20 protein-coding genes are annotated in these 20,425 nt (G+C 63.7%); 14 read left to right on the forward strand and 6 right to left on the reverse strand.

Annotation, left to right across the window (positions count from 1 at the left end):
* Positions 1–63: 63 nt before the first annotated feature.
* The 3 genes from rpmG to PVW51_RS19300 all read left to right on the forward strand — a co-directional run bounded on the left by rpmG (position 64) and on the right by PVW51_RS19300 (position 1,847).
* Positions 64–231, forward strand: a complete 168-nt coding sequence (gene rpmG / locus PVW51_RS19290) for a 50S ribosomal protein L33 (protein ID WP_067289923.1) — start codon at positions 64–66, stop codon at positions 229–231.
* A gap of 274 nt (positions 232–505) precedes the next feature.
* Positions 506–1,588, forward strand: coding sequence for a Hint domain-containing protein (locus PVW51_RS19295; protein ID WP_274576876.1), 1,083 nt, complete (start codon positions 506–508; stop codon positions 1,586–1,588).
* Between the two features lie 112 nt (positions 1,589–1,700).
* The gene (locus PVW51_RS19300) at positions 1,701–1,847 is read left to right on the forward strand and encodes a hypothetical protein (RefSeq protein ID WP_162792969.1); all 147 of its coding nucleotides are present in this window, start codon (positions 1,701–1,703) and stop codon (positions 1,845–1,847) included.
* A 7-nt stretch (positions 1,848–1,854) separates the two neighbouring features.
* Here PVW51_RS19300 and PVW51_RS19305 read toward each other — a convergent pair whose 3' ends face one another.
* The 3 genes from PVW51_RS19305 to PVW51_RS19315 form a co-directional block, all read right to left on the reverse strand.
* Positions 1,855–2,163: a DUF1272 domain-containing protein gene (locus PVW51_RS19305; RefSeq protein ID WP_274576883.1), complete on the reverse strand. Its 309-nt coding sequence runs from the start codon at positions 2,161–2,163 to the stop codon at positions 1,855–1,857.
* Between the two features lie 68 nt (positions 2,164–2,231).
* Entirely contained in the window at positions 2,232–3,008 is a 777-nt protein-coding gene (locus PVW51_RS19310; protein ID WP_114275877.1) for a Bax inhibitor-1/YccA family protein, read from the reverse strand.
* A 139-nt stretch (positions 3,009–3,147) separates the two neighbouring features.
* Positions 3,148–3,378, reverse strand: a complete 231-nt coding sequence (locus tag PVW51_RS19315) for a DUF1127 domain-containing protein (protein WP_269366657.1) — start codon at positions 3,376–3,378, stop codon at positions 3,148–3,150.
* 123 nt (positions 3,379–3,501) lie between these two features.
* On the opposite strand from PVW51_RS19315, the gene PVW51_RS19320 reads away from it, so the two are divergent.
* The 4 genes from PVW51_RS19320 to PVW51_RS19335 all read left to right on the forward strand — a co-directional run bounded on the left by PVW51_RS19320 (position 3,502) and on the right by PVW51_RS19335 (position 7,359).
* Complete coding sequence (locus PVW51_RS19320) at positions 3,502–4,377, forward strand: LysR family transcriptional regulator (protein ID WP_269366655.1); 876 nt, start codon at positions 3,502–3,504, stop codon at positions 4,375–4,377.
* 289 nt (positions 4,378–4,666) lie between these two features.
* Positions 4,667–5,041, forward strand: a complete 375-nt coding sequence (locus PVW51_RS19325) for a helix-turn-helix domain-containing protein (protein WP_274576888.1) — start codon at positions 4,667–4,669, stop codon at positions 5,039–5,041.
* Between the two features lie 62 nt (positions 5,042–5,103).
* Positions 5,104–5,904: a histidinol-phosphatase gene (gene hisN, locus PVW51_RS19330; protein WP_274576890.1), complete on the forward strand. Its 801-nt coding sequence runs from the start codon at positions 5,104–5,106 to the stop codon at positions 5,902–5,904.
* 114 nt (positions 5,905–6,018) lie between these two features.
* Positions 6,019–7,359: an 8-oxoguanine deaminase gene (locus PVW51_RS19335; protein WP_274576892.1), complete on the forward strand. Its 1,341-nt coding sequence runs from the start codon at positions 6,019–6,021 to the stop codon at positions 7,357–7,359.
* Between the two features lie 220 nt (positions 7,360–7,579).
* Here PVW51_RS19335 and guaD read toward each other — a convergent pair whose 3' ends face one another.
* Positions 7,580–8,884, reverse strand: coding sequence for a guanine deaminase (guaD, locus tag PVW51_RS19340; RefSeq protein ID WP_274576895.1), 1,305 nt, complete (start codon positions 8,882–8,884; stop codon positions 7,580–7,582).
* 200 nt (positions 8,885–9,084) lie between these two features.
* Between guaD and mgtE the strand changes: the two genes are divergently transcribed.
* The 6 genes from mgtE to PVW51_RS19370 all read left to right on the forward strand — a co-directional run bounded on the left by mgtE (position 9,085) and on the right by PVW51_RS19370 (position 15,668).
* Positions 9,085–10,488, forward strand: coding sequence for a magnesium transporter (mgtE, locus tag PVW51_RS19345; protein WP_269366648.1), 1,404 nt, complete (start codon positions 9,085–9,087; stop codon positions 10,486–10,488).
* The gene (locus PVW51_RS19350) at positions 10,485–11,048 is read left to right on the forward strand and encodes a 5-formyltetrahydrofolate cyclo-ligase (protein WP_274576899.1); all 564 of its coding nucleotides are present in this window, start codon (positions 10,485–10,487) and stop codon (positions 11,046–11,048) included. Before mgtE ends, PVW51_RS19350 begins: the two co-directional genes overlap by 4 nt.
* Positions 11,038–11,526, forward strand: a complete 489-nt coding sequence (locus tag PVW51_RS19355; RefSeq protein WP_274576901.1) for a DUF2127 domain-containing protein — start codon at positions 11,038–11,040, stop codon at positions 11,524–11,526. Before PVW51_RS19350 ends, PVW51_RS19355 begins: the two co-directional genes overlap by 11 nt.
* 187 nt (positions 11,527–11,713) lie before the next feature.
* Complete coding sequence (locus tag PVW51_RS19360; protein ID WP_274576903.1) at positions 11,714–12,904, forward strand: hypothetical protein; 1,191 nt, start codon at positions 11,714–11,716, stop codon at positions 12,902–12,904.
* A gap of 58 nt (positions 12,905–12,962) precedes the next feature.
* Entirely contained in the window at positions 12,963–13,775 is an 813-nt protein-coding gene (locus PVW51_RS19365; RefSeq protein ID WP_274576904.1) for a TIGR00282 family metallophosphoesterase, read from the forward strand.
* A 120-nt stretch (positions 13,776–13,895) separates the two neighbouring features.
* Positions 13,896–15,668: an SLC13 family permease gene (locus PVW51_RS19370; protein WP_274576993.1), complete on the forward strand. Its 1,773-nt coding sequence runs from the start codon at positions 13,896–13,898 to the stop codon at positions 15,666–15,668.
* 24 nt (positions 15,669–15,692) lie between these two features.
* Here the strand turns inward: PVW51_RS19370 and PVW51_RS19375 are convergent, their stop codons facing one another.
* Positions 15,693–16,727: a hypothetical protein gene (locus PVW51_RS19375; RefSeq protein WP_274576905.1), complete on the reverse strand. Its 1,035-nt coding sequence runs from the start codon at positions 16,725–16,727 to the stop codon at positions 15,693–15,695.
* Between the two features lie 334 nt (positions 16,728–17,061).
* Here PVW51_RS19375 and PVW51_RS19380 point away from each other — a divergent pair, with 334 nt between their 5' ends.
* Entirely contained in the window at positions 17,062–18,477 is a 1,416-nt protein-coding gene (locus PVW51_RS19380; RefSeq protein ID WP_274576908.1) for a hypothetical protein, read from the forward strand.
* Between the two features lie 104 nt (positions 18,478–18,581).
* Here PVW51_RS19380 and PVW51_RS19385 read toward each other — a convergent pair whose 3' ends face one another.
* A complete protein-coding gene (locus PVW51_RS19385) occupies positions 18,582–20,354 on the reverse strand; it encodes an SLC13 family permease (protein WP_274576910.1) in 1,773 nt (590 codons plus the stop codon).
* Positions 20,355–20,425 lie beyond the last annotated feature (71 nt).

A 20,425-nucleotide genomic window follows, 5' to 3' on the forward strand; every position in this document is an offset into this window, starting at 1 on the left:
GTAAAAGCCGGGGTTCAGAATTCACGCCAGACCCCCGGTGCGGTCGGCAGCAGGAGAAGCAAGATGGCGAAGCCAACCACGATCAAGATCCGTCTGAACTCGTCCGCGGGCACAGGCCACTTCTATGTCACCAAGAAGAACGCGCGTACCATGACCGAAAAGATGGTCATCAAGAAGTACGACCCCGTTGCGCGCAAGCACGTCGATTACAAAGAAGGCAAGATCAAGTAAGATCGGGCTGACTGACTTTGCAAGGCCGCGCGTTTCGCGCGGCTTTTTGCGTTTCAGGGTGCGGTTTTCCATGCCCGGCATCCCCCCGGGCGGCGCTGCCAGCCTGCACATTGCGGCGGCTGACGCCTGCCGGATGATACCTTCCGGATGACACAGGCCCCGTTAATCTCATCGAAAGATTGCCGCCCTATGGCTGAGGCAAGCCAGCATAGAGGCAACGGGTTAGCCCGCATCAACGGCTCGCCCGTCAGGTGCGGGACAGGGGAGGGCAGAGATGGCGACAATTCACGATCTTCTCGAAGTGACCGGCATCGCGTCGGGCACGACATATTCCCTTGAAAACGGCAATCTGCTTGGTGTCGTGGACAACATGACATCGACCGATCTTGACGATGGGGAGTTCGACGTCGGGGATCTGGTCACCATTGGCGGGGTCTCCTACACCATCGACCTGATCGAAGAGCCGGACAGCGCGGGATCGGTCCTGCTGGGTGACGGATCATCCGAGAGTTTCGGACCGGGCAGCGAAAGCAACCTCAGCTTCGTTTTCCTGACCCTGTCGAACGGCCCCGATGTCCGTTACTTCGCGATCCCGAACGACAGCTATGGCGACATGAACGTCCAGGCCATCACCACCGGGGTGATACAATCGGTGGCGGGCCATGATGCGGCGGTCATTTCCACCGTGGATAACGACATCGAGGTGGTATGTTTCACCGCCGGGACGCTGATCGAGGCCGAGGATGGCCGGCAGATCCCGGTGGAGGAGTTGCAGGTGGGCGACCGGGTTCGGGCGCTGGATTGCGGCGTACAGGAAATCCGCTGGATCGGTGCCAGACGGCTGCCCGCGCAGCTGCTCAGGGCTTGTCCCAGGCTCCGGCCCGTTCAGATTGCCGCCGGCACATTGGGGCCCGGCTGCCCGCAGCGGGACCTGCTGGTATCGCCCCAGCACAGCATCCTTGTGCGCTCGAAGATCGCGGCGCGCATGTTTGGCGCGCCGGAAGTCCTGGTTGCGGCCAAGCAGCTGGTTGGCCTGAATGGCGTCGCCCCGGCCGTGGCGGCGGGCGCTGTGACCTATTATCATGTGCTGCTGGACCGGCATGATATCCTCATGGCCAACGGAGCCCCCTGCGAGAGCCTTTATGCCGGGCCGCAGGCGCTTCGGTCGATGTCGGAGGCGGAAAGGGCGGAACTGTCCGCGATCCTGCCGGAGGTCATCCGGCAGCAAAGCGATCTCCCCGCCTGCCGTCCCATGGCGCCCGGGCGGCGCGCGCGCAGGCTGGCCTACCGGCACAGGAAGAACAACATGCCGCTGACGGGGGAGATCCTGCTTGATGCGGTGCGGCCCTGTCTTTGATTCGGGAGGCGGGTGGCGCGCGGAACAGGGGCAGGGGCAGGGCAGGCCGCCCTTGCGCCGGATCGGCCAAGCGGCAATAGTCGGCAGGTCCCAAGCTGCCAAGGAACACGACATGTCCAAGATGATTGCTGCCCTGACCCTCGTGGGTCTGCTCTCTGCCTGCACCGGCAAACTTGGCGGCCCGCCGCCTGCGCCGGTCTTTGGCGGCACCTATTCCGACAGTGTTGGCTTTACCAGCGTCGGCTACGAGCCTTTCTGAGCGCGCCTTACCTGTCTTCGGGCGGAATGCCCCGCGTCGCGGCGACAATGGCGGCGATGTCATCCAGCCCGTACTTCAGGCTGCGCCGCTCCGTGCCGGGCGGCTGGTGGGTCAGGCTGACACCCGGTCGCCGCGCCTGTCGGGGCCGGATCGGGCGTGGCACAAAACCGCCCGTGCAATTCGGGCAGACATTGCCCAGCACGGTCTCGACGCAATCCGCGCAGAAGGTGCATTCATAGCTGCAGATCCGCGCCTCTGCCGCATCCGGGGGCAGGTCGCGGTCGCACATCTCGCAATTGGGTCTGATTTCAAGCAAGGGTCGCTCCAACGAAAAAGGGCCAATCCCTTGCAGGATTGGCCCATGTCACATCAAGGATGCACGGCTTATTCGCGGTTGCCGAACAATTGCAGCAGCATCATGAACATGTTGATGAAGTCGAGGTAGAGGCTCAGCGCGCCCATGATGGCGGCCTTGCCCAGCCATTCGGTGTCACCGTGATGCGCATGTGCCAGATACTCGGTCTTGATCTTCTGGGTGTCATAGGCGGTCAGGCCTGCAAAGATCAGGACGCCGATCGCAGAGATGGCGAACATCAGCGCCGAGGAGGCGAGGAAGATGTTCACGATGGAGGCCACGATCAGGCCGATCACACCCATGATCAGGAAGCTGCCCCAACCGGAGATGTCCTTCTTGGTGGTGTAGCCCCAGAGCGACAGCCCGGCAAAGGCGATGGCGGTGATCAGGAACACCTGCGCGATGGAATAGCCGGTGAAGACCAGGAAGATCGAGCTGATCGAGATGCCCATCACGGCCGCGAAAGCATAGAAAACCGTCTGCGCCGTGGCGGCGGACATCTTGTTGATCATCGCGCTGAAGCCAAAGACAAAGGCCAGGGGTGCGAACATCACAACCCATTTCAGCGGCGAGGCATAAAGCGCATAGCCGATGTCCGTCAGGTATTTATCCGTCCCGATCTGCGCGGCCGCACCCGAGGGGTCGGTGGTGACCGCCAGGCCCGAAATCGCCCATGCGGCGGCAAAGGTGATCAGCATGCCCACGGACATTGTGCCGTAGACCTTGTTCATATGGGCGCGCAGCCCCTCGTCGATTGCGGCGGCGCGGGTTCCGGCAGCTGTCCGGATTGTATTCACGTCGGCCATGAATGGACCTCCAATTGGCTAAGTGTTGCTTACCACGCGGGATGCGGACGGTATCCCGGTGAATATCGGGACTGCGCCTTTGTTTTTCAAGAGGTAATAGCGCGCGCCGGGGCGGTCTTTTTCATGTGATCGGCGGCCCTTAGCGACCGGACATCCAATGGCCCGGCGCGTCCCAGGGCAACCGCCGCGCCTCCCTTTCGGCCTCGGTGGCATTGAGGCCGATGTCCTGCAGCTGGTGGCTGTCAAGCTGACGCAGGCTCTGCCTGCTGCGGGCAATGGCCCTGAGGTGCTGGAACCGGGCCCAGAGTGAAATCCGCCGGGTCTTGAGTGCGCGGCCCCGGCCCGAGGCGCTGTCGAAAAGCTGTGCCATTTCATTTATCCTTCGAAATTTGTGATGAAACTCCGGGTTCCATCGGGATGCTTGATATCTAGGGTGGCATGACGTATGATGAAAACGATTGTTTGTTAGGCAATGCATCAAGATTGGTGATATATGAGAAATCTGGACATCACGACCCTGCGGTCGTTCATGGCGGTGGCTGACAGTGGCGGGGTGACCCGCGCGGCGGGTTTTCTGCATCTGACGCAATCGGCCGTCTCAATGCAGCTCAAGCGGCTGGAGGAAATGCTGGGCCTGTCCCTGCTGGACCGGAGCGGGCGGACCATTGCCCTGACAGCCTCTGGTGAGCAGCTGCTGGTCTATGCGCGCCGCATGGTGGCCCTGAACGACGAGGTCATCGAACGGCTGACGGATCAGGCTTTCGAGGGAGAGATCACGCTGGGTGTGCCGCATGACATCGTGTACCCGATGGTGCCCCAGGTGCTGAAGCAGTTTCACGCCGATTTCCCAAGGGTGCGCGTGCAGCTTGAAGCCTCCCACACCAGAACGCTCAAGGCCCAGTTTGCCAAGGGCGAATGCGATCTGATCCTGACCACGGAGACCGAAATCGACAGGGGCGGCGAGACCCTGGTGACCAAGAGCCTGGAGTGGATCGGGGCTGCGGGCGGGGCGGCATGGCGGCAACGGCCCTTGCGGCTGGCCTTCTGCCGGTACTGCACCTTCCGTCCCAGTGTGCTGAGCGCGCTGGATGCGGCGCAGATTCCCTGGGAGATGGCCGTGGACACGGAAAGCGATCGCGCGGTCGAGGCGGCGGTCAGTGCCGATCTGGCCATTCATGCCATGATCGACGGCACCAAGCCGCCCCACCTGGAGGTGTTGGATCATGGCGGGGTGCTGCCGAAACTGCCGACACAGCACATCAATCTCTACGGGGCGGAGCAGAACAGGTCCGAGTCGCATCAGACATTGGTCGCGCTGTTGCGCAGCGCCTTCAGCCAGGGGCAGAACAAGCGTTCAATCGCGGCCTGACTGCGGGGCGGCGGGGGGGCATTTCCCGCCTGCTTTACGTGGCGTAAGCCTTGTGAAGACCGAAAATGTGTCAGAAACACCACATTTATGTTATCTTTTCTTTGTTGAATTCATGATGTTAGCTGCCAAGCTGTCAATAATGTGGTGAATATCTTTGCTGTGAAGAGAAGATTTCGTAAAGTGCTTGGGGTGGACCGCTGTCGGAACGCCCAGGTAACGCGCGGCCGGCGCCGTAGCCGCAAGCGCGTATTTCAGTGTTGTTAAGTGTGTAAGTTAGGATCTAATCTGCATGGCACATAGAGTAGACGTGCACGTCGGCAAACGAATTCGTCAGCGACGCTGGCTGACGGGGATGACCCAACAGAAGCTGGCAGCTATGGTTGGGATCAAGTTTCAGCAAATTCAAAAGTACGAGACCGGCGCGAACCGCGTCAGCGCATCCCGATTGTGGGAAATTGCCGATGCGCTGGAGGTTCAGGTGGCCTTTTTCTTCGAGGGTCTCGAACAGCCGGAAACCTCCGGGTCCGCTCCGATCGGTGACGTTCCATATGATCTGCTGGGCGACAAGGAGGCGATGGACCTGATCCGATCCTACTATGCCATTCCGGCAAACCAGCGGCGCCGCCTTTTCGATCTTGCCCGTGTGCTGAGCGACGTCGCCTGAAGGGTCGGCCTTGCCGCGACCGCAGGCTTGCGCGGGCGGGCACAAGCTGGCACTGACGCGGTATGACAACGAAGATTTCATTCGATCCCGATTTGCGGCGCGTTGCGCATCTGCTTGCAGATGCGGCACGTGATGTGATCCTGCCCCATTTCCGGGGCATGGCCCTGGTTGCGGAAAACAAACTTGATGCCGGGTATGACCCGGTGACGGTGGCGGACAAGGCTGCCGAACGCGCCATGCGTGAGATCCTGGCGCGGGAACGGCCCGATGACGGTATCCTGGGCGAGGAATACGGGGTGCAGCAAGGGCGGTCCGGCCTGACCTGGGTGCTGGATCCGATCGACGGCACACGCGGCTTTATCAGCGGCACCCCGACATGGGGGGTGCTGATTGCGGTCAGCGACGGGCAGGGCCCGTTCTATGGCATCATCGACCAGCCCTATATCGGCGAGCGGTTCGAGGGCGCGCCGGACGGGGCCGCGATGACGGGGCCGCGGGGGCGGCAAGTGCTGGCCACCCGGGCGGCGCGGGACCTGTCGCAGGCGATCGTTTTCACGACCTTTCCCGAAGTGGGCGAGGAGACCGACCGCGCGGGGTTTCATGCGGTGGCCTCCGGGGCGATGCTGACCCGCTACGGGATGGATTGCTATGCCTATGCCTTGCTGGCAGCAGGTCAGGTCGATCTGGTGATCGAGGCGGGGCTTGCCGCCTATGACATCCAGGCGCCGATTGCCGTTGTGCAGGCCGCAGGCGGCATCGTCACCGACTGGCGCGGCGGGCCTGTCCACGAGGGGGGCCGCGCGGTTGCGGCGGCGAATGCCCGGATCCATGCCCAGGCGCTGGCGATCCTGCAGGGGTATTGAGCGGCATTCTTGACCGCCCGTGCCGGCACCTGCTAACGGGAGCCTGTCGGTTCTGGGCCCGTTTTCCACCGACAGGTGAATGCATTCTGAGACGGGCGTGGAGAAATACAGACCATGCCCGAAATCCTGATCCGCAATGCCGACCATATTCTGACGATGGATGACAGCCGCCGCGAGCTGTCGGGGGCCGACCTGCGCCTGCGGGATGGTGCGATTGTGGAAATCGGCAGCGGCCTGCAGAGCGCAGGCGAGGTGATCGAGGCCGCGGGATGTGTTGTAACCCCGGGGCTGGTGAATACGCATCACCATCTGTTCCAGAGCCTGACGCGGGCCGTGCCGGGGGCGCAGGACGCGTTGCTGTTCGGCTGGCTGAAGACACTCTACCCGATCTGGGCGCGGTTCACGCCGGATCACATGTTCACCTCGGCGCAGGTGGGGCTGGCGGAACTGGCGCTGTCGGGCTGCACGCTGAGCGCCGATCACCTCTATCTTTACCCCAACGGCGCGCGGCTGGAAGACACCATTGAAGCCGCGCGCGTCGTGGGCCTGCGGTTTCAGCCGACCCGGGGGTCCATGAGCATTGGCGAAAGCGCGGGCGGCCTGCCGCCGGATATGCTGGTCGAGCGGGAGGCGGCGATCCTGGAGGATTGCATCCGGGTGGTCGATGCCTTCCATGATGCCTCCGAGGCGTCGATGTGCCGGGTGGGGCTTGCCCCCTGTTCTCCCTTCTCCGTCAGCCGGGATCTGATGCGGCAGACCGCATTTCTGGCGCGCGACAAGGGGGTGATGCTGCACACGCATCTGGCGGAAAACGAAGAAGACATTGCCTATTCGCAGGAGATGTTCGGCTGCCGTCCGGGACAATATGCGCAGGATCTGGGCTGGGTCGGGCCCGATGTCTGGCATGCGCATTGCGTGAAGCTCGACGCGGCGGAGATTGCGCTTTTTGCCGGGACCGGGACCGGTGTGGCCCATTGCCCCTGTTCCAACTGCCGGCTGGGATCGGGTGTGGCGCCGGTGCGCGCGATGCGCGATGGCGGTCTGCGCGTGGGGCTGGGTGTGGATGGATCGGCCAGCAACGATGCGGGCAATCTGGTGGCCGAGGCGCGCCAATGCATGTTGTTGCAACGGGTGGTCTCGGGGGCCGATGCCATGTCGGCGCGCGAGGCGCTGGAGATTGCGACGCGAGGCGGGGCCGATGTGCTGGGCCGCCCGGAATGCGGGCGGCTGGCGGTGGGCAAACGCGCCGATGTGGCGATCTGGGACGTCAGCGGGATCGAGGCGGCGGGCAGCTGGGACCCGGCGGCGCTGCTGCTGGCGGGGCCGACAACCGTGCGGGACCTGTTGGTGGAGGGTCAGCCAGTGGTGCGGGACGGGCAGATGGTGCGGTTTGACCTGGCGGAAGCGATTGCCCGGCAGAACGCATTGGCGCGCGGGTTGCAGGCGGAGATGTGATCCGGCGGCGCGGCTGCGCCGCATGCGATTATGGGTGCCTGTTACGGGCCTGAGCCCGCTATTTCAGCCGCCGCGCGGGCTTTGGGCTTTGGTGTGCATTTAAAGTGTCCGACCTTTAACCTGAAGCATCCAGCGACATGAATGTCCCGAGAGCGCCGCAGGCGCGGCAGGGTATTCATGTCTCAGGTCTAAGGTCGGGCGCTCTAGGGAACAATGAAGCTCAGTCGGGTTTGCGCCATTGCCGGCCCGCCACCCAGACATCGGCAATGGCGCGGTCGTCGCCCATCATGATCGTGGCGAAGAGGCTTTCCCAGATGTCCTCGGCCATGGCCGCGCGCTGGGAGATGGCCGGGGTCGAGGCCAGGTCGAGCACGGTGAGGTCGGCCTCGTTTCCGGGCTGGAGGCTGCCGATCCGGTCCTGCAGATGCAGGCTGCGGGCGGAGCCGGCGGTGGCCAGCCAGATCAGCTGGGCCGCGTGCAGGGGCGTGCCGCGCAGCTGGCCGATCTCATAGGCGGCCGCCATGGTGCGCAGCATCGAAAAGGAAGAGCCGCCGCCGGTATCGGTGGCCAGGCCCACCGGGATGGCCCGGCGGGTGAGGCCTGCCATGTCGAAGAGCCCCGATCCGATGAAGGTGTTCGACGTGGGGCAATGGACCAGCGCGGCACCGGATTCCGCGATCCGGTCGATTTCGCGCGGTTTGAGGTGGATGGCATGGCCAAAGACCGCGCGTTCGCCGATCAGCCCCTGGGTTTCATAGGTTTCCAGGTAGTCGCGGGCCTGGGGGTGCAGGTCTTCCACCCAGGCGATTTCGTCGGTCTGTTCGCTGAGGTGGGTCTGCATCAGGCAATCGGGGTAGGCGCGCCAGAGCGCGCCCAGGGCGGCGAGCTGTTCCGGCGTCGAGGTCGGGGAAAACCGGGGCGTGATGGCATAGGTCGCGCGGCCCCGGCCGTGCCAGCGGTCGATCAGGGCCTTGCTGTCGTCATAGGCCGATTGCGCGGTGTCGCGCAGCCCTTCGGGGGCGTTGCGGTCCATGCAGGTCTTGCCCGCGACAATGCGCTGCCCCCGCGTGGCGGCGGCGTCGAACAGGGCGTCGACGCTGTGGGGGTGGATGGTGCAATAGCTGGCCAGGGTGGTGGTGCCATGGGCCAGGGTCAGATCGAGGTAACGGGCCGCGATCCGGGCGGCATAGGCGGGATCGGAAAGGCGCATTTCCTCGGGGAAGGTGTAATCGTTCAGCCAGTCGATCAGCCGTTTGCCCCAGGATGCGATGATCGCGGTCTGCGGGTAATGGACATGGGCATCGACAAAGCCGGGGCAGATCAGGTGGCTGTCGCTGTAGCGGACGTGTTTTGCCTGCGGGTGGGCGGCGATCAGTGCCTCGCGGGTGCCGAGCGATGTGATATGGCCGTCCTGCAGCAGGACAGCGCCATCGGTGTCGATCCCGATCACCTCTTGCCAGGGCGCGCGGAAGGGGTCGCCGGCATAGCGCAGCAGGGGACCGGTCAGGAGCGTTTTGCTTGTCATGTCGGCACATTACAGCGTTTCGGGACAGGTTTGAAACATCCCCTATCACTTTTCGCCTTCGACCGAAGGGAGCGGCCACGAACATGTGATTCAACGATATCCCGAAACGCCAGGCGCGTGGTGCGCGCGGCACGACGGCCAAGCATTGTGTCCCATGTGCGGCTTGCATATGGTCGCCCGAGACAAGGGGAGTCACAGCGATGTCTGATCAGGTCGAATTGGAAGAAGACGCCCCCGAAGAGGAGGCGGAGCGCTCGGATTACGCGCTGGAGCCCAAGACGGTTGCCGCGGTTCTCTATGCGGTGGACATCGACGACCGCGAGAAGCTGATCGAGCTGATGGAGCCGCTGCACGCGGCGGATATTGCCGACCTTCTGGAGCAGATCAACGCCTTTGACCGGAGCCGGCTGATCCGGCTTTACGGGATGGAATTCGACGGGGACATCCTGTCGGAGCTGGACGAGAGCATCCGCGAGGATGTGATTGCGGTGCTGACGCCGCAGGTCCTGACCCAGGCGGTGCGTGATCTGGACAGCGACGATGTGGTCGACCTGATCGAAGACCTGGAGGATGCGCAGCAGGAGGCGATCCTGGGCGCGCTGGAGGATACGGAGCGTGCGGCGGTCCAGCAATCGCTGAGCTATCCGGAATATTCCGCGGGCCGGTTGATGCAGCGCGAGGTCGTGATGGCGCCCGAGCACTGGACCGTGGGCGAGGCGATCGACCATTTGCGCAACACGCCGGAGGAAGACCTGCCGGACCAGTTCTATCACATCATCATGGTGGACCCGCGCCTGCACCCGGTGGGTAATATCACGCTGGGCAAGCTGATGCGGTCGAAGCGGGTCACGCCGCTGACCGACCTGCTGGAAGAGACCTTTCAGGTGATCCCGGCGATGCGCGACGAAGGCGATGTGGCCTATGCCTTCAACCAGTATCACCTGATTTCGGCCCCGGTGGTGGATGACGAGGGGCGGCTGATCGGGGTGATCACGATTGATGACGCCATGGCGGTGCTCGACGAGGAACACGAGGAGGACATCCTGCGCCTTGCCGGTGTCGGTGAGGGGTCGCTGAGCGACAGGGTCGTGGAGACCACAAAGCAGCGGCTGCCCTGGCTGGCGGTCAACCTGGTGACGGCGATTGCGGCCTCCATGGTGATTTCGCAGTTCGAGGCGGCGATTGCCCAGATCGTGGCGCTGGCGGTGCTGATGCCCATTGTCGCCTCCATGGGGGGCAATGCGGGCACCCAAAGCCTGACGGTGGCGGTGCGGGCCATCGCGACCAAGGATTTGACCGGATCGAACGTCTGGCGGGTGATCCGGCGCGAGTGTCTGGTGGGGCTGGTCAACGGCGTGATCTTTGCCGCTGTCATGGGCGTGGTGGGCATTGTCTGGTTCGGCTCGCCCGCGCTGGGCTATGTGATTGCCATAGCGATGGTGATCAATATGGTGATTGCGGGGCTGGCGGGCACGGGCATTCCGATCCTGCTTGAAAAGGTCGGGGTGGACCCGGCGCTGGCATCGGGGGCCTTTGTGACGACAGTGACGGATGTGGTGGGGTTCTTTGCCTTTCTGGGGCTGGCGGCGGCGGTGTTGCTGTGAGCTATCTGGCTGAAATCAAGACGGCAGCGCGCAAGGCGGCCTTTGCCCGGCGCAAGCCGCTGTTCGACGCGGCGACTGCCGCGCAGGCGGGATACCTCAGCGAAGTGCTGGCGGGCTATCGCGGCGTGCCGGTGTCGGGGTTCATGCCGATCCGCACCGAGATCGACCCGACACCGGCGATGGCGGAAGCGGCCGCCCATGGGCCGGTCGGCGTGCCGGTGATCAGGGCGGCGGGAACACCGTTGCAATTCGCGCGCTGGCAGCCGGGGGCGGAGATGGTGCCGGGGGTCTTTGGTGCGCTGATCCCGGCAGAGCCGGAGTTTTTCGAACCGGAGCTGCTGATCGTGCCGCTTCTGGCCTTCAACCGCAGGGGCGGGCGTCTGGGCTATGGCGGTGGTTTCTATGACCGCACGCTTGAAATGCTGCGCGGCAAGCGTCCGACGCTGGCCATCGGCTTTGCCTTTGCGGGGCAGGAGGTGGATGACCTGCCGCTGGAGCCGACGGACCAGCCGCTGGACCTGATTGTGACAGAGGCCGGGGTGATCGAGGTTGCTGACTGAAGTGGAACGGCACGGCGCGGACCGGGTCGCACATGTGATTTTTGTGATCACCCTGTTGGGCAAGGGCGTGCTGGGTGCGGTCCAGATCGCGGCAGGTATCGCCATTGTCCTGGGTTTGGCGCGCCATCTGCCTGAGGTTGCGCAATGGCTTGTGGGGGCCGAACTGGCGGCGGACCCCAACGACTGGCTGGCGCGGCATGTGATTGCGCTGGCGCATGGTTTTCCGCCCGGCGAGATGACATTTTATGCGATCTATTTCCTGATGCATGGGGCGTTGCACCTGAGCGTTGTGGTGGCGCTTCTGGCCGGGGTGATCTGGGCCTATCCGGCGGCGATTGCCACGCTGGTCGGGTTCATCCTGTATCAGGGCGCCGAATGGGTTCACGTGGGCGGCATCGTGCTGCCGGTGCTCACGCTGATCGACGTGGTGGTGATTTATCTGACCCTGCGGGAATGGCGGGCCCGTCAGGCGGGCTGACGCTGTGCCCTGCGGCACAGGCCGGGCGGGGGCGTTTCGGGGTCAGCGCGCGCCGCGTCGTGACGGCAGCCTTCTGCGTTAGACGGACGTTCCGTGCAGGCTTGCAACACCCTGGCCGTCGTTCTAGGCCAAACCGGCAGCCTCGCCCGCCAAGGCTGCGGCTTTCCTTGATGAATGGCCCCGTGACATGATCCTGAACCTTGCCATCCTTGCCGCCGTCGCGATCTTCGGGGTTGTCCTGTGGTGGCCCGGCCTGCGGGCTTCTGCCACCTGGCGGGCGATGACCACGCCGCTGGCCTCCATCATCGGCAGCGGTTTTCTTGTTCTTGGCCCGATCCTGGACAATCAATACGGAGCCCTTGCCCCTGCGGTGATGCTGGCGCTTTGCCTTGGCAGTTACCTTCTGGGCGGTGCGATCCGGTATAACATGCACGCGATCGAGGCCGGTGCGGTATCCTGGCCCCAGGGGGTCGAGACATTGGCGTCCTGGGCGCTCAGCTTTGCCTATATCGTGTCGGTGGCCTATTACCTCAACCTTTTCGGGGCCTTCGCGGTCAGCTTGACGCCTTTTGATGACGTGATCTTTGCCCGGATCGTGACCAGCGCCATCTACCTTGTCATTGTCGGGGTGGGATGGACGCGCGGGTTCAAATCGCTTGAGGTGATGGAATACCTTTCTGTCAGCGTCAAACTGGCCATCATTGCGGGGTTGCTGGTTGGGCTGGGGTTCTTCTTTGCCGAAAAGTCCGGGCAGGGCGCGCTGGTGTTTCTTGATCCGCAGATCTCCGGCTGGGCGGCGCTGACGCTGGGCTTCGGGCTGATCGTGACTGTGCAGGGATTCGAGACTTCGCGCTATCTGGGGGCGACCTATGATACCGACACGCGGGTGCGGTCGATGCAATGGGCGCAATGGCTCTCGGCGGCGATCTACATGACCTATATTGTCCTGATCACCTACACTTTCGCACGCGATGACCTGCAGTTCAGCGAGACCGCGATTGTGGAGATGATGGGGGTCATCACACCGGTTTTGCCATTGTTGCTGGTTGCCGCGGCACTGGCCGCGCAGTTCAGCGCAGCAGTCGCCGATACCAGCGGGTCGGGGGGGCTGATGGCGGAACTGTCGGGCCATCGCATCCGGCCGCGCATGGGATATGTGATCCTGACCGTGGTGGGGCTGGGGCTGACATGGGTGACGGATGTGTTCCAGATCATCAGCTATGCCTCGCGCGCCTTTGCCGTCTATTACGCGCTTCAGGCGGCCATTGCGGCGATGGCAGCGCAGCGGCAGGGCGCGCGGGGCAGGGCAGTCTGGTTTGCCGCCCTGGCGCTGCTGGCATTTGCTGTTGCCGTCTTCGGGCAGGCGGTCGAGGTTTAGGCACCGCGCGGCAAGGCCCCTCTTGCCCTCATCCGCGCGGGGGCCTATCGCTGAGCATATGAAAATACTCTTTCTCGGCGATGTGATGGGCCGCGCGGGGCGCCGTGCCATCACTGAAAACCTTGCCCGTCTGCGGCGCGAATGGAAGCTCGATTTCATCGTGGTGAACGGCGAAAACGCCACCTCCGGCATGGGGCTGTCCGCCCCGCATGCCAAAACCCTGCTGGAGGCGGGGGCGGATTGCCTGACGCTGGGCGATCATGCCTTTGACCAGAAGGACATGCTCAGCTTTATCGAGCAGGAGCCGCGCATCATCCGGCCGCTGAACTTTTCCAAATCCGCGCCGGGCAAGGGCGCGCGGCTGTTCACGGCGCAGAACGGCAAGAAGGTTCTGGTGACGCAGGCGCTGGGCCAGGTCTTTATGAAACGTCCCTATGACGATCCGTTCTCGGCGCTGGAGCCAGTGCTGAAGACACATCCGCTGGGCGGGCTGGCACAGGCGATCATCGTGGACATGCATTGCGAGGCGACCAGCGAGAAGATGGCGATGGGCCATTGGTGCGACGGGCGGGCATCTCTGGTGGTGGGCACCCATACCCATGTGCCGACCTCGGATGCGATGATCCTGCCGGGGGGCACGGGTTATCTGACCGATGCGGGCATGTGCGGCGATTATCATTCCGTGATCGGCATGGAAAAGGCCGAACCCCTGCGCCGTTTCATCACCGGCATGCCGAAGGAGCGTTTCACCCCGGCGAATGGCGAGGCCAGCCTCTCCGGCGTCTATCTGGAGACCGACGACCGCAGCGGCCGGGCGACCCGTATCGTTCCGGTGCGCACGGGCGGCGTGTTGCAGGAGAACACGCCCTGACATCAGGCGACATGCTGTTTTTGCCGCCCCGGCGGCGGCCTGCGGCACCCGTGCCGCTTGCAGGGCGCGGCCGGATGGACCAATGTGTGCGCTGACCTAAGAAGAAGTTGAAACACCTTGCTGAACTTCCTGAGTTTTTCCCAGACCGAAAGCGCGGTTCTGACGCTTGTCGTCGTTGCCATCATGTTCGTGCTGTTCCTGCGCGAATCCTTCCCGACAGAGGTGGTGGCCATTGCCGGTGCCGCAACCCTGCTGGCCATCGGTGTCCTGCCCTATGAAGAAGCGCAGGCGGTGCTGTCCAACGCCGCGCCCTGGACCATTGCCGGGATGTTCATCGTGATGGGCGCGCTGGTGCGCACCGGGGCGCTGGACGTGCTGACGCAGACCGCCGAACGCTATGCCCGGAGCCATCCCAAGACGGCGGTGATCGGGGTGATCCTGTCGGTGATGGGGGCCTCGGCGATCATGAACAACACGCCCGTGGTGGTGGTGATGATCCCGGTTGTGGTGCAGCTCAGCAAGACCCTGGGCACCAAGGCATCAAAGCTGCTGATCCCGCTCAGCTATGCGGCAATCATGGGCGGGTCGCTGACCCTGATCGGGACATCGACCAACCTGCTGGTGGATGGTGTGGCCCGGTCGCAGGGGCTTGAACCCTTCGGCATCTTCGAGATCCTGCCGATCGGGCTGGTGGTCTGTTTCACCGGGCTGGTTTACATGGGCCTGCTGGGGCGCAGGCTGCTGCCGGAGCGCGACAGCATGGCCACCATGCTGAGCGACCGGTCCAGGATGAAGTTCTTTACCGAGGCCGTGATCCCGCCCGAAAGCAACCTGATCGGCCGCGAGGTTCTGGACGTGAACCTGTTCAAACGCGAAGGTGTGCGCCTGATCGACGTGATCCGGGGCGACCAGTCGCTGCGCCGCGCGTTGCAGGGGGTTGAACTGCAGGTCGGTGACAGGGTGGTGCTGCGCACCGAGATGACGGAACTGCTGAGCCTGCAGAACAACAAGGAACTCAAGCGTGTCGATCAGCTCTCGGCGGTGGAGACCCGCACGGTGGAAGTGCTGATCACGCCGGGCTGCCGGATGGTGGGGCGCTCGCTGGGCTCCATGCGTCTGCGCCGCCGCTACGGGGTCTATCCGCTGGCGGTGCACCGACGGAACCAGAACATCGGACGGCAGCTGGACGATCTGATCGTCAAGGTGGGCGATACCCTGCTGCTGGAAGGCGCGCCTGCGGACATCCAGCGTCTGGCCGCCGACATGGAGATGGTCGACGTCAGCCATCCCTCTGCCCGGGCGTTCCGGCGCGGCCATGCGCCGATTGCCATCGGCGCGCTGGTCGGGATCGTGGTGCTGGCGGCGCTGAACGTTGCCCCCATCCTGTTGCTGGCGGTGATCGCCGTGGCGCTGGTGCTTGTCACTGGCTGCATCGACGCGGAAGAGGCGTTTTCCTTTATCGACGGGCGGCTGCTGGCGCTGATCTTCGCCATGCTTGCGGTGGGTGCCGGGTTGCAGAACTCCGGCGCCATCGCCCTGCTGGTGGATGCCATTGCGCCGACGCTGGGAACCCTGCCGCCCGGCGCCGTGCTCTTTGCCGTTTTCCTGCTGACCACCATCCTGACCGAGGTGGTCTCGAACAATGCGGTGGCGGTGATCATGACACCGATTGCGATTTCGCTGGCAACGGCGCTGGGGATGGACCCGCGCCCATTGGTGGTCGCGGTGATGATCGCGGCATCCTGTGCCTTTGCCACGCCCATCGGGTATCAGACCAACACGCTGGTCTATGGTCCCGGCGGCTATCGCTTTACCGACTTCCTGCGCATCGGTGTCCCGCTCAACCTGCTGATGTCGGTCATGGCGAGCCTGGCGATCCCGGTCTTTTTCTGACCGGGCGCGCCGGACGTCCTGGGGTCAGGCGCTGCGCTTTTCCAACCGCTCGGCCAGGATTTCGGCAAAGCCGTCGCGCGCGGTGATGAAATTCTGCGTCAGCGGCGCGGTCAGGGTGGTCTGATCCGAGAAATAGGCCCCGACCTCGGCGATATGCTCGGCAAAGGCGGGGTTGCGGCCTGCGTCGTCATATTTGCGGATGTGATGCTTGCTGGCCCAGCCGCGCCTGCCGGCCTCGCGCGTGACAAGGTTCAGCCGCTGGATGGCATGGAACGTCGTGTAGATCGCCAGGTAATGCATGTAGTCTTCCAGCGGGATGCCACAGGAGGCGTCGAAGCTGTCGATCATCACATCGACCATCTGGTCCGGCGCGATGGGCCAGGCTTCGTCTCCGATCAGCCAGGCGAAATCCTCGGCGCCGTGGCGCATCCCGGCATATTCGAAATCGAACCAGCGCAGGCGGTCGTCATCGCCCATGGCCGCATTGCCGGACCGGCAGTCCCATTTGACGAACTGATGGCCGGTGATGGCAACCGCCGCGCAGGCGGCATTGCGATCAAAGCTGTCGGGGATGCCGCCGGTCAGCTCTTGCAACTGGTCGATCCCGCCGATGAAGTTCTCGACCCAGGCATCCGTCGCGCCCAGATGCGGCATGATCTCGTGCAGGTCGGTCTTGCGGGCCGCGGCGTGGATGCGGAACAGGGCCGCGACCGCCTCTGCGGCGAGGTCGAGCTGGCGGGTGCTGTCAAGCGTCGGGATCAGGGTGTTCAGCCGGCGCGCGCCCACGTCGGACTGGAACATCACCTCGCCCACGACCCCAAGGCAGACCGGCAGGTCGTCGCAATGTGCGTTCAGCGACTGCAGGACATGAGCCTCAAGGTGGGTGCGGCGGAAGTTGGGGCGTAATGTGGCAATCACGCTGCGCCCGCCGATCCGCAAACGGAAGCTGGACCGGCTTTCACCGCCCGGTGCCGTCACATCCTCGACAGGGCGGCCAAAGAAGGTCTCGGCGGTGCTGACAATATGCTCGCGCGTGGTGGTCTTGGCGTCTTCGGTCATCGGGTCTTCCTGTGCATCTGCGCTTTGTCACAGCGGTTAGACCAGCTTCATGGCGACAATATGGCCTTTCCCGGGCCGGGGATGCAGATGATTCGCGGAAGGATGAATCCCATTGGCCGGGTTCACAAAACAATGTTGGACGATGCGTCTGAACTGTTTCTGATTGAGGCGGCAAAACCATATAAATAAGGCAAAATTCGTCAAAATGTTTGTTCGATTCAAGTGCCCTGAGGTAACCAAGACCATCGCTTGACGATCAGGACTCCATCCGCGCGCCAGACCCTTCTGGCACGCCCTTGAGCGTTGACCAGTTGTTCTTAAGAGGGAAGTAGATATGACATTCAGATTTTCGAGCTTTGGCTCGTGGGGGAAAACGCCGGTAAAGGCGTCGTGGAACACGCATAGCCATACCAACAAGTTCTTTGGCCATACCTGGGGCCATGGGTCCGACGGGACCGGAAAAGGCTCCGATGGGACCGGCAAGGGCTCTGACGGCTCCGGCAAAGGTTTCGACTGGTTCAACGGCAGCGGCAAAGGGTCCGACGGCACGGGCAAGGGCTCTGACGGCACCGGCAAGGCATCTGGTGGCACCGGCAAGGGTTCCGACGGCACCGGCAAGGCATCTGGCGGCACCGGCAAAGGCTCCGGCGGCGAGGCCTGCGGTGGCCATTCCTACCACAATGGCGGCATCGAGGGTTCGAAATTCGCCCAATGGTACGACAACCACCTGTCCGACCATTTCGACAAATCGCATTTTGGCGGCAAATTCGGCAAATGGTTCGATCATCACGATGGCACCGGCAAGGGTTCCGACGGCACCGGCAAGGGGTCGGACGGCACCGGCAAGGGCTCGGATGGTTCCGGCAAGTGGTGGTCCTGGGGCTCTGACGGCACCGGCAAATGTTCCGATGGCAGCGGCAAGGGCTCTGACGGCACTGGCAAAGGGTCTGACGGTTCCGGCAAAGGCTGGCCCTGGGGTTCCGATGGCACCGGCAAAGGCTCTGACGGTACCGGTAAGGGTTCCGATGGAACCGGCAAAGGTTCTGACGGCACCGGTAAGGGTTCCGATGGAACCGGCAAAGGTTCTGACGGCACCGGCAAAGGGTCCTGTGGCACCAAGGGTTCGGAAGAGCCGGATGACGGCAAGATCACCCATCACTATACCATGGGCGATGAGGGCGAGATCGACATCGAGGTCACGCAGGACCTGCAAGGCCAGTTGTTCGTCAAAATCAGCCAGGCCAATTATGACGGCGAGCCGCTGGACATCGACGGTCTGTTCTTCAACCTGACCGACGACAGCGAACTCGACTCGCTGAACTTCTTCCCGGACGAGAACGCGCCAGGCTACGAGCTGACCGATGTTCAGGCCGAAGCGGACAGCGTCACCACCCTGCCGAACGGTGCCGGTGTGGAGCAGCCCTATGATGTGGGTCTGCAGTTCGGCCAGGTTGCGGACAGCACGCAGGGTATGGTCACCCAGACCAACTTTACCCTGTGGTCGGATGACGGTCCCGTCACCTTCGATGACATCGACCTGTCGGGCATGCGTCTGGTGGTCAACTCCGATACCGGCGATGGCGAAGTCCTGGGTGTCAGCGCCAGCGACGATCCTGACTTTGATCCCGCAGACGGGGCCGATGACAGCGAAATCACGGTTGCGGATGTGATGGGCCTGATGACGGTCGAACTGGACGACGAGGAAGAGATCGAAGAGATCGAGGAAGAAGAGGATCTGATGGAGGTCTGATCCCCCATCACCCTTCTGAACCAGAGGCGCGCGGGCAACCGCGCGCCTTTTGCGTTGTGGCAATCAGGTTGAATGTGGCGCGGGGTGCCGGGTGGTCCCGGCGCTCAGAGCGGCCAGAAGAACAGGATCGCGGGGATCGACACGGCAACCACGATGATCTCCAGCGGCAGCCCCATGCGCCAGTAATCACCAAAGGAATAGCCGCCGGGACCAAGGATCAGCGTGTTGTTCTTGTGGCCGATCGGGGTCAGGAATGCGGAAGATGCCGCGACCGCCACCGCCATCAGGAAAGGATCGGGCGAGACATTCAGCGATTGCGCCATCTGGATGCCCACAGGGGCCGCCACAATGGTGGTGGCGGTGTTGTTCAGCACGTCCGACAGCGACATCGTGACCACCATCAGAACGGTCAGCACGATCCAGGGGGCCAGGCCTTCGGTCAGGCTGACCAGCGCATTCGCGATCAGCTCTGTCCCGCCGGAGGTTTCCAGCGCCGCGCCCAGCGGGATCATCGACCCCAGCAGCACGACCACGGGCCATTCGATATGGGTATAGAGCTCCGCCAGGGGCACGATCCGGGTCAGCACATAGGCGACCACCACGATCCCCAGCGCGATGGGCAGATAGATCAGCCCGACGCTGGCCGCCGCCACCGCCCCGCCGAACAAGCCGATGGCCAGCCAGACCTTGGCGTTGTCGGTGACGGTCAGGCCCCGGTCCGCCAGCGGCAGGACCCCCAGCCAGTCGGTGACATGGGCTGCCGTCTCGCGCGGGACCAGCAGCAACAGGATGTCGCCGGGCTGGATTTCCGTGGTGCGCAGTGACGAGGTAATCTTGCGTCCCTTGCGCGATATGCCCAGCAGGATCGTGCGCTGCCGCCAGGCCAGACCCACCGCCTGTGCGGTGCGCCCGGTCAGACGGGAGTTTTCCGGCACCACGACCTCGATCACTTCGACCCCTTCGCCGCCCGCTTTCAGCCGTTCCTCGCGGCTTTCGTCGGCCAGGGCGAGGTCAAGGGTGGTGCGGAATTCATCCAGCGCATCCGGCGCAGCCTCCAGCACCAGCGCATCGCCCACCATCAGCGCGACATTGCGCGACTGGCCATAGCGGCGCTTGCCGTCGCGGATGAGGCCGAGGATGGCAACATCGGATTTCTCTGCCGTCTCGAAGAGTTCGGACAGGCGCTTGCCGATCTGCTTGTTGTTCTCGGGGATGGTCAGTTCGGCGATGTATTGCGAGATGTCTTCGGCATCCAGCGTCGCATCCTCGCGGGTGGGGATCAGCCGCCAGCCGATCAGCGCGACAAAGATCAGCCCGGCAATGGCCGCGATCCCGCCAACCGGGGCAAAGTCGAACATCTTGAACGGGGCACCCAGCGATTCCTGCCGGATGCTGGCGATGATGATATTGGGCGGTGTGCCGATCAGCGTGGCCATGCCGCCCAGGATGGTGGCGAAACTCAGCGGCATCAGGCTGAGCCCCGGCTGCCGGCCCGCCTTGCGCGCGGTCTGGATGTCCACCGGCATCAGCAGGGCCAGGGCCGCGACATTGTTCATGAAGGCCGACAGCACGCCGCCGATGGCCCCCATCAGCGTGATATGTGCGCCCAGGCTGCGCGAGGCATCCACCAGCGTGCGGGTGATCAGAAAAACCGCGCCCGACCGCACCAGCCCCGCAGAGACCACCAGCACCAGTGCCACCACGAGCGTGGCGGGGTGGCCAAAGCCGTCAAAGGCGTTTTCGCTGGGCACCACCCCCAGCACGACCCCCGCCATCAGGGCGGCAAAGGCCACGAGGTCATAGCGGAACCGTCCCCACAGCAGCAGCCCGAAAACCACGCCGAAGAGGGTGAAGAGAATGATCTGATCTGTGCTCATGACACAGGTGTAGCTTGGATGGATCAGGGGGGGAAGCGTACATTGTGACGCTCCGGCTGGCCCGCGGATGT

The organism is Sulfitobacter sp. PR48, assembly GCF_028807335.1.
Classification (GTDB): domain Bacteria; phylum Pseudomonadota; class Alphaproteobacteria; order Rhodobacterales; family Rhodobacteraceae; genus Sulfitobacter.

What these genes read in the sequence shown, in the direction of transcription:
- rpmG (WP_067289923.1), top strand. Translation starts at nt 64, where the DNA reads ATGGCGAAGCCAACCACGATCAAGATCCGTCTGAACTCGTCCGCGGGC.
- PVW51_RS19295 (WP_274576876.1), top strand. Translation starts at nt 506, where the DNA reads ATGGCGACAATTCACGATCTTCTCGAAGTGACCGGCATCGCGTCGGGC.
- PVW51_RS19300 (WP_162792969.1), top strand. Translation starts at nt 1,701, where the DNA reads ATGTCCAAGATGATTGCTGCCCTGACCCTCGTGGGTCTGCTCTCTGCC.
- PVW51_RS19310 (WP_114275877.1), bottom strand. Translation starts at nt 3,008, where the DNA reads ATGGCCGACGTGAATACAATCCGGACAGCTGCCGGAACCCGCGCCGCC.
- PVW51_RS19315 (WP_269366657.1), bottom strand. Translation starts at nt 3,378, where the DNA reads ATGGCACAGCTTTTCGACAGCGCCTCGGGCCGGGGCCGCGCACTCAAG.
- PVW51_RS19320 (WP_269366655.1), top strand. Translation starts at nt 3,502, where the DNA reads ATGAGAAATCTGGACATCACGACCCTGCGGTCGTTCATGGCGGTGGCT.
- PVW51_RS19325 (WP_274576888.1), top strand. Translation starts at nt 4,667, where the DNA reads ATGGCACATAGAGTAGACGTGCACGTCGGCAAACGAATTCGTCAGCGA.
- hisN (WP_274576890.1), top strand. Translation starts at nt 5,104, where the DNA reads ATGACAACGAAGATTTCATTCGATCCCGATTTGCGGCGCGTTGCGCAT.
- PVW51_RS19335 (WP_274576892.1), top strand. Translation starts at nt 6,019, where the DNA reads ATGCCCGAAATCCTGATCCGCAATGCCGACCATATTCTGACGATGGAT.
- guaD (WP_274576895.1), bottom strand. Translation starts at nt 8,884, where the DNA reads ATGACAAGCAAAACGCTCCTGACCGGTCCCCTGCTGCGCTATGCCGGC.
- mgtE (WP_269366648.1), top strand. Translation starts at nt 9,085, where the DNA reads ATGTCTGATCAGGTCGAATTGGAAGAAGACGCCCCCGAAGAGGAGGCG.
- PVW51_RS19360 (WP_274576903.1), top strand. Translation starts at nt 11,714, where the DNA reads ATGATCCTGAACCTTGCCATCCTTGCCGCCGTCGCGATCTTCGGGGTT.
- PVW51_RS19365 (WP_274576904.1), top strand. Translation starts at nt 12,963, where the DNA reads ATGAAAATACTCTTTCTCGGCGATGTGATGGGCCGCGCGGGGCGCCGT.
- PVW51_RS19375 (WP_274576905.1), bottom strand. Translation starts at nt 16,727, where the DNA reads ATGACCGAAGACGCCAAGACCACCACGCGCGAGCATATTGTCAGCACC.
- PVW51_RS19380 (WP_274576908.1), top strand. Translation starts at nt 17,062, where the DNA reads ATGACATTCAGATTTTCGAGCTTTGGCTCGTGGGGGAAAACGCCGGTA.
- PVW51_RS19385 (WP_274576910.1), bottom strand. Translation starts at nt 20,354, where the DNA reads ATGAGCACAGATCAGATCATTCTCTTCACCCTCTTCGGCGTGGTTTTC.